12 protein-coding genes are annotated in these 10,353 nt (G+C 67.6%); 7 read left to right on the forward strand and 5 right to left on the reverse strand.

Annotated features, from left to right (window positions below):
- Nucleotides 1–1,461 (forward strand): D-alanyl-D-alanine carboxypeptidase/D-alanyl-D-alanine endopeptidase (dacB, locus tag VFG33_RS36195; protein ID WP_325057541.1); only part of this gene is annotated, 1,461 nt, incomplete at its 5' end.
- Nucleotides 1,462–1,545: 84 nt separating this feature from the next.
- Here dacB and VFG33_RS36200 read toward each other — a convergent pair.
- Nucleotides 1,546–2,631, reverse strand: a complete 1,086-nt coding sequence (locus tag VFG33_RS36200; RefSeq protein ID WP_325057542.1) for an RNA polymerase sigma factor — start codon at nucleotides 2,629–2,631, stop codon at nucleotides 1,546–1,548.
- Between the two features lie 87 nt (nucleotides 2,632–2,718).
- Between VFG33_RS36200 and VFG33_RS36205 the strand changes: the two genes are divergently transcribed.
- A complete protein-coding gene (locus tag VFG33_RS36205) occupies nucleotides 2,719–3,306 on the forward strand; it encodes an ArsR/SmtB family transcription factor (RefSeq protein WP_325057543.1) in 588 nt (195 codons plus the stop codon).
- A gap of 20 nt (nucleotides 3,307–3,326) precedes the next feature.
- Nucleotides 3,327–4,622, forward strand: a complete 1,296-nt coding sequence (locus VFG33_RS36210; RefSeq protein WP_325057544.1) for an MFS transporter — start codon at nucleotides 3,327–3,329, stop codon at nucleotides 4,620–4,622.
- Between the two features lies 1 nt (nucleotide 4,623).
- Here the strand turns inward: VFG33_RS36210 and VFG33_RS36215 are convergent, their stop codons facing one another.
- The 4 genes from VFG33_RS36215 to hisF all read right to left on the reverse strand — a co-directional run bounded on the left by VFG33_RS36215 (nucleotide 4,624) and on the right by hisF (nucleotide 8,084).
- On the reverse strand, nucleotides 4,624–6,204 hold the full coding sequence (locus VFG33_RS36215) for an MDR family MFS transporter (RefSeq protein WP_325057545.1): 1,581 nt from the start codon (nucleotides 6,202–6,204) through the stop codon (nucleotides 4,624–4,626).
- Nucleotides 6,205–6,274: 70 nt separating this feature from the next.
- On the reverse strand, nucleotides 6,275–6,769 hold the full coding sequence (locus tag VFG33_RS36220; RefSeq protein WP_325057546.1) for a MarR family winged helix-turn-helix transcriptional regulator: 495 nt from the start codon (nucleotides 6,767–6,769) through the stop codon (nucleotides 6,275–6,277).
- 62 nt (nucleotides 6,770–6,831) lie between these two features.
- Nucleotides 6,832–7,314 (reverse strand): MarR family winged helix-turn-helix transcriptional regulator, encoded by a 483-nt coding sequence (locus VFG33_RS36225; protein WP_325057547.1) that lies wholly within the window; start codon nucleotides 7,312–7,314, stop codon nucleotides 6,832–6,834.
- 8 nt (nucleotides 7,315–7,322) lie between these two features.
- Complete coding sequence (hisF, locus tag VFG33_RS36230; RefSeq protein ID WP_325057548.1) at nucleotides 7,323–8,084, reverse strand: imidazole glycerol phosphate synthase subunit HisF; 762 nt, start codon at nucleotides 8,082–8,084, stop codon at nucleotides 7,323–7,325.
- Nucleotides 8,085–8,369: 285 nt separating this feature from the next.
- Here hisF and VFG33_RS36235 point away from each other — a divergent pair, with 285 nt between their 5' ends.
- From VFG33_RS36235 to VFG33_RS36250, 4 genes are read left to right on the forward strand one after another with little or no spacing between them, the layout of a single operon-like run.
- Nucleotides 8,370–9,053, forward strand: coding sequence for a hypothetical protein (locus VFG33_RS36235; protein ID WP_325057549.1), 684 nt, complete (start codon nucleotides 8,370–8,372; stop codon nucleotides 9,051–9,053).
- A 1-nt stretch (nucleotide 9,054) separates the two neighbouring features.
- Nucleotides 9,055–9,576, forward strand: coding sequence for a hypothetical protein (locus VFG33_RS36240; protein ID WP_325057550.1), 522 nt, complete (start codon nucleotides 9,055–9,057; stop codon nucleotides 9,574–9,576).
- Nucleotides 9,573–10,094 carry a hypothetical protein gene (locus VFG33_RS36245; RefSeq protein ID WP_325057551.1) on the forward strand — a complete coding sequence of 174 codons (522 nt, stop codon included), beginning with the start codon at nucleotides 9,573–9,575 and terminating at the stop codon, nucleotides 10,092–10,094. The genes VFG33_RS36240 and VFG33_RS36245 overlap by 4 nt, the downstream gene beginning before the upstream one ends.
- The gene (locus VFG33_RS36250; protein ID WP_325057552.1) at nucleotides 10,091–10,249 is read left to right on the forward strand and encodes a hypothetical protein; all 159 of its coding nucleotides are present in this window, start codon (nucleotides 10,091–10,093) and stop codon (nucleotides 10,247–10,249) included. Before VFG33_RS36245 ends, VFG33_RS36250 begins: the two co-directional genes overlap by 4 nt.
- The last annotated feature ends 104 nt before the right edge of the window (nucleotides 10,250–10,353 follow it).

Consider the following 10,353-nt stretch of genomic DNA (forward strand, 5'->3'; position numbering starts at 1 on the left):
GGGTTGCAGCAGCAACTGGACACGTTGCTCACGGATCCGCGGTACCAGGGTTCGCAGGTCGGCCTGGTCGTGCGTGACGCGACCACCGGGGAGACCTTGTACGACCGCAACGGATCGAACCGGTACGTGCCGGCCTCGAACACGAAGTTCTTCTCCTCGACCGCCGCGATGGACACCCTCGGCCCCGACTTCCGCTTCCACACCGACGTCCTGGCCACCGCGCCCGTCCGCGGCGGCAAGCTCGACGGAGACCTTTACCTGAAGGGATACGGCGACCCGACCGCGCTGGAGGCCGACTACATCGGCCTGGCCAAGCAGGTCGCCGGATCCGGCATCCGCAGGATCAAGGGCGACCTGATCGCGGACGACACGTACTTCGACAGCGACCGCCTCGGCGACACCTGGTCCGCGGACGACGAGCCGTACTACTACTCCGCCCAGATCTCCGCCCTAACCCTGGCCCCTGACACCGACTACGACTCCGGTACGGCGATCGTCCAGAGCCTGCCTGGTTCCGCCGCCGGAGCACCGGTCAAACTCACCCAGGTACCGGCCAACGGCGTCCTCAAACTGGTGAACACCGCGACGACCGGCCCGGCCGGCTCCGCGAACACCCTGACCATCGAGCGGGATCACGGCACCAACGTCGTCCGGGCCACCGGCTCGGTCCCCCTCGGCTCGACCGTCGGGACCGAGTGGGTCACGGTCTGGGAGCCGCAGCTCTACGCGGCCGACGTGTTCAAGCGAGCCCTGGCCGCTCAGGGCGTCAAGGTGGACGGCCGGATCAAGACCGCCGCCACGCCGGTCGACAAGGCCCGCCAACTGGCCCGCGACGAGTCGATGACGGTCGGCGAACTGTTGACCCCGTTCATGAAGCTCTCGAACAACATGCACGCCGAGACGCTGGTGAAGGCGATGGGCGCGGTGGCCTCCGCGAGCGGTACCTGGCCGGCCGGCCTCGACATCGTGACGGACTACGCGAAGAGCGTCGGCGTGGACACCAGCACGATCAGGCTGAACGACGGTTCCGGACTGTCCCGCAAGGTGAACGTGACGGCGAAGAGCGTCACCGACCTGCTGATCGGCGTACGGCAGGAGCCTTGGTTCCAGCAGTGGTACCAGGCCTTGCCGATCGCGGGCAACGCGGACCGGTTCGTCGGCGGGACGTTGCGGAGCCGGATGCGGAACACGCCGGCGATGAACAACCTGCACGGCAAGACCGGTTCGCTCACCGGCGTCACCGCACTGTCGGGCTACGTCACCACCAAGGACGGCCGCCTGCTGGTGTTCTCGATGATCAGCAACAACTACCTGGACACCCCGCGCCCGGTCGAGGACGCCGTCGGCATCACGCTCGCCTCCTGGACCGACCAGGCCCCGGTCGCGGCCATCCATCCCGACACCACCCGCAGCACAACCACCGCAACCGCCAACTGCGACGAATGGGACAAGGCCTGCTGACACATCGGCCACCAGCTACACCCGCTTACGTCCGAAGAACTGGAGGGACGTCTCGCCAGTTCTTCGGACGTAAGCGGCATTCCCTCAGTTGAGGACGACGCGGTTGCCTGTGCTGCCGGCGATGACCTGGCGATCGCCCAGCGGGGTGCCCAGGTCCAGCTGGATTCGCAAGGGGTGCGCGTCGGGCCGCAGGCATTCCGGCATTGCGCCGATCTGGTTCGGGCCCACCACGTAGCGGTAGACGGCGATCCGGATCCTGGTCGTGCCCTGCGAGACGATCCTGGCCACGGCGTGCGGCAGGCAGGCCTCCCCTGCCGCGGCCTCCCGGGCCACCTCGACCGTCAGGAAGGTGCCCGTCGCCGGTCGCACGGCCGTCACTGGGATCTCCCCTTCGAGCACCAGCATCGTCTCGCCGAACTTGAACTGACCAGGTGGCGGCCCCTCATCCACCCGCCCCACGCTCGGCTCGGTCGAAGGGCCTGCCGTCGGGCTCGCCGTATCGGGAGCCGCCAACTCCCCGGCACCACGCAGATTCGCGGTGGCGATGCCGCCGGCCGCCACGACGAGCACCACGACTGCGACCACCACCAAATTGCGCCGCCGCTTCCGCCGACGCACCACCTGCTCAACACCACCAAAGGCCGGCGCCTGCGCGGGAGTCTGCTGGTCGACGTACTGGACCAACTGATCAATCCTCAACTCAGACAGAGTCATCCTCTGGTGGGCGCGGGTGAGGCGTGACTTCACTGTGCTGGGCGGTAGTTCGAGCTCGTCGGCGAGTTGCTCCATCGGTAGATCCATCACGTGATGCAGCACCACGACAGCTCGCTGGCCGGGAGGAATCCTGGCCAGCACCTCCGCCACATCCAAGGCTTCCCCACCTGGCTCTCGCACCTCCCCGGTCCTGCTCAGCAACTTCGCGGCGACCTGCCGCCGCCGCAACCTGCTCACCAGAGTCCGTACTGCGAGCGCCCGCACCCAGGCTTCCGGATCGTCGTACCGGCGAATGCTGTCCCACTGGCTCAGCAGCTTGAGGTAGGCGTCCTGGGCGACCTCTTCGGCCTCCGCGCGGGAACCGCCGATCGACACCAGTACGCCGACCAGCCGCGGCCAGGTCCGCGCGTAGAGCGCCGCGACCTCCGCCTGTGGATCCGCCTCGAGATACCTCACACCGCTACCACGCGCAGCCACCCCATCCGGTTCCACCACTTCCCCGAGAATAGTGCGAAAAGAGATGTGAGAGGTTACTCTCGAAACATGTCTCTCAGAAATCCGTACGGCGACTTCGAGGTCACCGACCCGCAGGCGATGCGGGCGCTGGCCCACCCCGTCCGGCTGGCCGCGCTCAGCTATCTGCAGAAGAACGGCCCCGCCACCGCGACCCAGTTGTCGGAGCACGTCGGCGCCTCGCCGTCGGTGACCAGCTGGCATCTGCGCCACCTCGCGTCGTTCGGGCTGGTCAGCGACGGGCCAGCGCCGGACGGCACCGCGGACAAGCGTCAGCGCTGGTGGAAAGCGGCGGCCCGGGGGTTCCGGTTCGACATGCCCGCAACCCCCGAAGGCGCCGAGGCAGGCCGGCTGCTGCGGGCCGAGATGATGAACCAGGCGCTCGAGTCGGCACAGCACTGGCTCGCGCAGGTGGAACCCGGGCTCGACCCGGAGTGGAGCCGCCTGGCCGGTTCGGCGAACACCCGGCTGGTGGTGACCCAGGAAGAAGCCGAGGCGCTGGAGAACGCAGTACAGGATCTGTTCGCGCCGTATGTGCGGCGCGGCGACGACGGCGCGCCGCCGGACGCCCGGTCGGTCCGGATCCTCCGTTTTTCCTTGCCCGAAGCAATTAACTGACCCGTGAGGACCGCCGCCCGATGAAAACCCTGCCTGCCCCCAGTCTGTGGCGCGACCGAAGTTTCCGGACCTTCTGGTCGGCGCAGGCCGTCTCGGAGTGCGGTGACCGGATCAGCGAACTCGCCCTGCCGTTGATCGCGGTGACCTTGCTCGACGCCTCGCCGAGTCAGGTCGGCTTCCTGACGGCGGCGGTGTGGCTGCCGAACCTCGCCGCGCTGTTCATCGGCACCTGGGTGGACCAGCGCCGCGACAAACGGCCGTTGATGATCGCGGCCGACCTGACCAGGACGATCGTGTTGCTGACCCTGCCGGCGGCGTACTGGCTCGACCTGCTGACGCTGACGCAGCTCTACCTGATCGCGATCCTGGCCGGCACCGCCCACGTCGTGTTCAACACGGCCTATGCGTCGTTCTTCGTGCGGCTGGTGTCGCGAGACCAGTACCTGGAGGCGAACAGCAAGCTCTCGTCGACGAGGTCGATCTCCTTCATGGCCGGTCCCGCGGCTGGTGGTCTGCTGGTGCAGTGGCTGACGGCGCCGGTGGCGATCGTGGTGGACGCCCTGTCCTTCGCCTTCTCAGCCATCCAGGTGAGCCGGCTCAAAACGGAACCAGGCCCACCGGACGAGGCGCAGGAGTCCCTGTTGCGAAGGGCTCGAGTAGGGATGCGGTATCTGCTGCGGCACCCGTACCTGCGCAGCAGCCTGGGCTGCGCGACCACGGTGAACTTCTTCAACCTGATGGCCCTCGCGCTGCTGGTGCTGTTCGCCAGCCGGGATCTGGAGCTGTCAGCAGGCGTGATCGGTATCGCTTTCGGCATCGGTGCCTCCGGCGGCCTGATCGGCGCGCTGGCTGCCAGACCGCTGGCGCGTGTACTGGGTGCGGGGCGGCTGATCGCGGTGAGCGCTGTGGTGTTCCCCGCGGCCACCGCTATCGCCGCACTCGCCTCGGGGCCGGCCTGGGCCCGCGCGACCGCCTTAGGGGCCGCGTGGTTCGTTGCCGCGTTCGCGGTGATGTGCTTCGACGTCCCGCTGAACTCCCTGCAGGCCGCCGTCACCCATGAACACATGCGGAGCCGGGTGGTGGGTGCCTTCAGCAGCATCAACTACGGGATCCGGCCGCTGGGTGCGGTGGTTGGCGGCCTGCTCGGGACATGGATCGGAGTACGGGAGACCCTGCTGGTCTCGGCTGTGGGCGGTTGCTTCGCAGTACTGTGGCTGGTCGGGTCGCCCATCCTGCGCACCCGTGATCTCGAAGGCCTGGAACCACCCGCCGGACTGCTGCCGGAGCCGGCCGGGTCTGAACCCGGCCGGCTGTGACTCAGTCGAGTTCGACCGGCTCGTCGAGCTTGGCGACCGTGCGGCGCAGCGGGACCTCCTTGATGAAGAAGACCACGACAAGGCTGACCAGGGCGCAGGCCGCCGCGATCAGGAAGACCCGGCCGGTCGCGTCGCCGTAGGACTGGCGAACCAGTTCGGCGAGCTGCGGCGGCAGGTGATTGACGTCCAGCAAGCTGGTGCCGCCACCGTCCTGCAGCTTGCCCGCCGCTTCGGCTCCGCCGGGGCCTGCGAGCACCCCTTGGATCAGCAGATCCTTGACCCGGCTAGCGAGAATGGCGCCCAGGACTGCCACCCCTACGGCACCGCCCAGGCTCCGGAAGAACGTCACCGACGCACTGGACGCGCCGATCTCGCTGACATCCACGGTGTTCTGTACGGCGAGGACCAGGTTCTGCATCATCATCCCCATGCCCAGGCCCATCGCCAGCATCCCGGTGCCGACGTACCAGTACTGGCTGGTGTGGTCGATCGTGCCGAGTATGCCGAGGCCGACCACCATCAGGATGCCGCCGGCGACCAGGTACCGCTTCCACTTGCCGAACCGGCTGATCATCTGCCCGGCGCCGACCGACCCCAGGAACGAGCCGAGCATCATCGGGATGGTGAGTAGCCCGGCCTCGGTCGCGCTGTAGCCGCGGGCGATCTGGAAGTACTGGCCGAGGAACAGCGCACTGCCGTACATCGCGACGCCGACAGCGAGGCTGGCCACGATCGCCAGCGCGGTGGTGCGTTCGCGGACGACCTTCAGCGGAACCAGCGGCTCCGCCGCGCGACTCTCGACCATCACGGCGAGAATCCCGAGGAGGACCGTGCCGCCGACGAACAGCGCCGATTCCCAGGAGATCCAGTCGAAGTTCTGACCGGCGAAGGTGACCCAGAGCAGCGGGAGGCTGGCAGCGGCGCTGATCAGGATCGCGCCGAGGTAGTCCATTCGCACCTTGCGCTTGACCAGCGGGAGGCGCAGGTAGCGCTGCAGCATCACCAGGCTGACCACGGCCAGCGGGACGCAGACGTAGAAGCACCAGCGCCAGCCGAGCCACGAGGTGTCGACGATGACACCGCCGATCAACGGGCCGCTCACGGTGGCGACCGCCATCACGGCGCCCATGTAGCCGGCGTAGCGGCCACGGTCGCGGGGCGGGATCGCAGCCCCGATGATCGCCTGGGCCAGCGCCATCAGGCCGCCCATCGCGAGGCCCTGCAGGACCCTGGCGCCGATCAGGAAGGGAACGTTGTGGGCGGCGCCGGCCAGAGCCGAGCCGATCACGAAGATGGTGATCGCGACCTGGACGAGCAGCTTCTTGCTCACCAGGTCGGACAGCTTGCCCCAGATCGGGGTCGACACCGTGGTGGCCAGCAGGCTTGCGGTCAGCACCCAGGTGTACTGCGTCTGGCTGCCTTCCAGGTCGGCGATGATCGTCGGCAGGGCATTGCTGACGATGGTGGCACTGAGCATCGCCGTGAACAGCGCGGCCAGCAGGCCGATCAGCATCTCGAGGATTTCGCGGTGGGTGAGTTCCGGTGCGGCAGGCGGCTGCAGCCGGGTCTCGGTGACAGTCATCGGTCTCCAGTTCGAAGTTGCGTTGGGCGGCGCGGCCTCACAGGCAGGGTGGCGCTGGAGGGGCTGCGTTCTAGGTGGTGCTCGACTGCTCGCGCCGGTTGGCCTGGCCGACGGCATCCGCGACGCGGCGCAGTACCTCCGCGGCCGCGGCCATCTGCTCGTCATCCCAGTCCAGGTCGGCCCGGAGCCGACGGGTGTAGCCGGCGAAGAGCGCCTCCAGCCGCTCCCGGCCGGTCGGGCTGAGCGCGACCAGGCAGACGCGGGCATCAGCGGGATCGGGCCGACGGCTCACCAGGCCGTCGGACTCGAGCGCGCTGACCTGGCGACTCACCACGGAGGGGTCGACGTGCAGCTTGGCGGCAAGGTCACCGCTGCGCTGCTCGCCGTCCTTGGCGAGCACCTTGAGCACACTGGCATCGGCCCGGCGCAGGCCGGAGTTCGGCCAGAGCTGCCGGTGTTCGATGCCACGCACGGCCCTGATCAGCGCACTGACGCCTTCGATCAGTTCCTGGACGGGCAGGTCCCGTTCGACCCCCGGGACAGAGGTTTGCTGGGCTAGTTGCATAACCCAACCATATAGTTAATAGTTGGTTTCTGCAACCATGTGAGCAGATCGTCGGGCGGTCGTTACTGGCTGGAGTCGGGCCAGCTCAGGTCGGCATTGAGGCGGCCCAGCAGGCGACCGAGATCGGTCAGCTCCTTGGTGTCCCAGCGATCCAGAATCGCCCGGAAGCTTGCTTGACGCTGGGCCCGCATGGCGTTGTAGCGGTCCGCGCCGGTGGCGGTCAGGCGGAGCAGCCGGGCCCGGCCGTCGTCGGGATCACCGATCCGCTCGATCAGGCCGAGCCGCTCCAGCTGGGTGATGCCGCGACTCACCGTGGACTTGTCCAGGCCGAGGGCGAGCGACACGTCCGAGGCGCGGACCCCGGCACCACCGCTCGCAGTACCGAGCTCGATCTGGGAGATCAGCGCGTAGCCGGCCGCGTCGATCTCCGGGTGCACGCGGCGGGCGAGCAGCATCTGCGCCGAGCGGGCCCGGCGTAGCAGGATCGAGAGCTCCTGCTCGACGTCAGCGATCAGCCGGGTGGTGTGCTCCGGTCGCTGCGCCATCACCTCGCTCACCGGACCACGACGCCGGCATCACGCAGCGCCGTCTTCACATCGGCGATCCGGAACTCCCCGAAGTGGAAAACGCTCGCAGCCAGTACTGCGTCCGCGCCCGCCTCGACCGCGGGCGGGAAGTGTTCGGGCTTCCCCGCTCCCCCACTGGCGATCAGCGGGATGTCGACCACCGCGCGGACCGCGCGGATCAGTTCCAGGTCGAAGCCCTGTTTGGTGCCGTCGGCATCCATCGAGTTGAGCAGGATCTCCCCCGCCCCGAGCTCGGCGCCCTGACGCGCCCACTCGATCGCGTCCAGCCCGGCGGAGCGGCGACCACCGTGCGTCGTCACCTCGAACCCGCTCGGCTGGTCCGCGGAGCGGCGGACGTCGAGCGACAGCACGAGCACCTGGTTACCGAACCGGTGTGCGATTTCCTGGATCACAGCCGGCCGGGCGATCGCGCCGGTGTTGATGCCCACCTTGTCCGCCCCGGCCCGGAGCAGGCGGTCCACATCGGCCGCTTCGCGCACTCCACCACCGACCGTGAGCGGGATGAACACCTGCTCGGCCGTCCGTCCGACCACCTCGTACGTCGTCTCCCGCGACCCCGAGGACGCGGTGATGTCGAGGAACGTCAGCTCGTCCGCGCCCTCGGCGTCGTACAGCTGCGCCATTTCGACCGGGTCCCCCGCGTCCCGCACGTCCACGAAGTTGACACCCTTCACCACCCGGCCGGCATCGACATCCAGACAGGGAATCACCCGCACAGCAAGACTCACCCCGAAAGCCTACCGAGTCGCGGCGAGGTTCCTGGGCAGAACGTCCACCGCCATCGTTTCCGGAATGGCCGGGTGACGAGGCCGACGCCCCCAAATGCGGGCAAATTAACTACTTCGGAGCAAGCCGAGAAGCAGACTCAGCTGGATTCTGGACACTGCAGGTTACAAACGACACACTCCCTGTACTTGTTGCTTTCTTCCACCAACAGAGAGGCCGTTGACCTCCCGATCCACCTGCTCCGTCGGCGTAATCCGCCCTGCCATCGAAAGAGTGAGGTAGCAGAAATGAAGGTACGCGCGCCCAACGGTCAGACTCTGTCCGTCGAGGGAAACCCGTTGCCTTTCAACGGCCGCTGGGCCTACATCGCCTGGCTGTTCGGACAGGGCGGCGCCCAGCGGTTCAACATCACGCCCGCCGGGTCGGCCGAGCTGATCAGCAAGGAACTCGGCGACTGGCAGCGGCTGAAAATCCGCGAGGCCTCGTGGAACGGAGGTCGCATCGTGTCCATGGAGGATCCGGAGCACGCCGGCACCACCATGGTCTGGGTCGGCCCGCACAACGAGATCTCCAGCTATGTCGGCGGCGTCGGGGTTCCGCTCGAGGTCTTCATGGACATGCTGTCCAAGTTCGCGATCGACGACGCCGTGGAAGGCCTGACCCTGCTGCCGCTGGCCGGCTCAGGGCTCGAGCACGGGAGGTTGCTGGCGACCAATGTCATCGACCAACTGTGCTCAGTGCAGATCAGGCCGATCGCCGAAGCCGCCGAGACCCTTCCCCGTTCGCAGGGCAAGCAGGTTCGCGGTGGTTCGATGTGGCGCCTCGACGACCGGGACGACCAGGGCACGCTGCTGACCCGGACGGCCTACGTGGTCAACGACACTACAGCGACCTCGGTCATCACCTATCAGCCGGACGACCCCAAGTTCATCTCCGTCGCCGGCTCCCTGACCTGCTCGCTGAGTAACTGACGTGCAGAGCGCGATCAATTCACTGGCGGTCCTTTCCTTCCTGGGCACCGCACTGCTCTTCTTCGCCTTCTCCGCCCTGCTAAAGACGGTTCGCGAACTGCAGGCCGCTCTGGTGCGGGCACAATCCGGTGCGCCGGCGCCGACCGTCATCAGGTCCAATGCCAGGTTCCGGTCGGACGACGGACTGCCGACCTTCGTCCTGGTGGTGTCAGAGCACTGCGACAAGTGCCGCGACCGCACTCGCCACCTCAACGCGGGCGCCGGGGCCACCGCGGCCGGCCATCTGGTGGTGCTCTGCGCGACTGGCTGCTCCGACTGGATCTCCGACGCCGGGATCACCCCGATCGTGGATGCCGAACTGCTCGGTGCGCTCGGCGTCGGCGCGATGCCGTCGCTGGTCAGGTACGCACCGGACGGCACCGAGGAATGGCGCCGCGTGGTCGGTTCCGACGAAGACCTCGACACCCTGCTCGAAATCGACTCGAAGACTTCGAACCCTGTCGCAATGGAGGTTGACGCATGACGATCACTGACGCCGCCCGGTACTGGGCGGCCGTTCCGTCGGCTGACGACGACGGACCAGACCTTGGTCCCGCCGTCCGTCAGGCGAGCAGCTCACTCGGCAAGATGAAGCCGTCGCGGCGGACCATGTTCAAGTCTGCCGGTGCACTCGGCGGCGCACTCGCGATCAACATCCTCTCGGCCCTGCCGCCCAGCAAGGGAAACATCGCCAGCGCGGTGGTGGGCAACGAGCACCAGGGCTGCGCCAACTTCGCCGGCTGGCCCGGTTACAACAACAACACCAAGGTGTGCGTCGGAGGTACCTATTCGAGGAGCTACTGCGGAAGCGACGGTTGGTTCTTGAGAGGTTCCGGCACCTGCTGGAACTCCTACGCCGTCAAGGAGTGCGGTGGCGGTACCTATGCCAAGAGAAACGCCTGGCGTTGGACCCACAGCGGCACTCCGTACCGCTGTGCTGACGGGGTTGTCGCCACCTGTGGCGCAAGCACCTTCTACATCTGCTCCTGGTCGAATCCTTGATCGTCAGGTTTCCCGCGACGCGGGTCGCGACAGGTCTGGTGATCAGCGCAGCACTCGTGCTCGCGGCGCACCAGATCTGGAGCGGCACGCTCGCCCCGGCAGCCTGGGTACTGCTGGGGATGATCTCCGCCTTCTCCCTGTCCGGCTCCGTTTGAAGCCTGAACTCAGCCGATCTGCTGAGCTCGTCGGTCTGGCGAGACAAACTACCCATCTTCGTCGCCGGCCTACTCGCCGGCGCGATGTTCTCCGGTGTCATCAC

The organism is Kribbella sp., assembly GCF_035687465.1.
Taxonomy (GTDB): domain Bacteria; phylum Actinomycetota; class Actinomycetes; order Propionibacteriales; family Kribbellaceae; genus Kribbella.

Excerpts from the sequence above, each read along its gene's own strand:
- VFG33_RS36205 (WP_325057543.1), top strand. The coding sequence starts at position 2,719 with ATGTCTCTCAGAAATCCGTACGGCGACTTCGAGGTCACCGACCCGCAG.
- VFG33_RS36210 (WP_325057544.1), top strand. The coding sequence starts at position 3,327 with ATGAAAACCCTGCCTGCCCCCAGTCTGTGGCGCGACCGAAGTTTCCGG.
- VFG33_RS36215 (WP_325057545.1), bottom strand. The coding sequence starts at position 6,204 with ATGACTGTCACCGAGACCCGGCTGCAGCCGCCTGCCGCACCGGAACTC.
- VFG33_RS36220 (WP_325057546.1), bottom strand. The coding sequence starts at position 6,769 with ATGCAACTAGCCCAGCAAACCTCTGTCCCGGGGGTCGAACGGGACCTG.
- VFG33_RS36225 (WP_325057547.1), bottom strand. The coding sequence starts at position 7,314 with ATGGCGCAGCGACCGGAGCACACCACCCGGCTGATCGCTGACGTCGAG.
- VFG33_RS36235 (WP_325057549.1), top strand. The coding sequence starts at position 8,370 with ATGAAGGTACGCGCGCCCAACGGTCAGACTCTGTCCGTCGAGGGAAAC.
- VFG33_RS36245 (WP_325057551.1), top strand. The coding sequence starts at position 9,573 with ATGACGATCACTGACGCCGCCCGGTACTGGGCGGCCGTTCCGTCGGCT.